The 334-nt window shown below is 59.6% G+C and carries 1 rRNA gene; it reads right to left on the bottom strand.

Annotation, left to right across the window (positions count from 1 at the left end):
* Positions 1–334 (bottom strand): 23S ribosomal RNA (locus AC27E8_RS00310); the annotation flags it as partial.

Here is a 334-nt window from a genome sequence, read left to right as displayed (position 1 = left end):
CCCCTAAGCCCTCCTCTTAACCTTCCAGCACCGGGCAGGCGTCAGCCCCTATACGTCGCCTTTCGGCTTCGCAGAGACCTGTGTTTTTGCTAAACAGTCGCTTGGGCCTTTTCACTGCGGCTCTTCCTTCAGGAAGAGCGCCCCTTCTCCCGAAGTTACGGGGCCATTTTGCCGAGTTCCTTAACGAGAGTTCTCCCGCGCGCCTTCGTGTTCTCCACGCGCCCACCTGTGTCGGTTTCCGGTACGGGCACCTTCGGCTCGCTAGAGGCTTTTCTCGGCAGTGTGAACGTCGGGACTTCGGTACTGTCCTTCCCTCCCCATCACAGCTCACGCT

This window comes from Alicyclobacillus sp. CIJ1, from assembly GCF_057538885.1.
The sequence above is the reverse complement of the archived record's forward strand: the minus strand, read 5'-3'. Positions and strand labels throughout refer to the sequence as shown.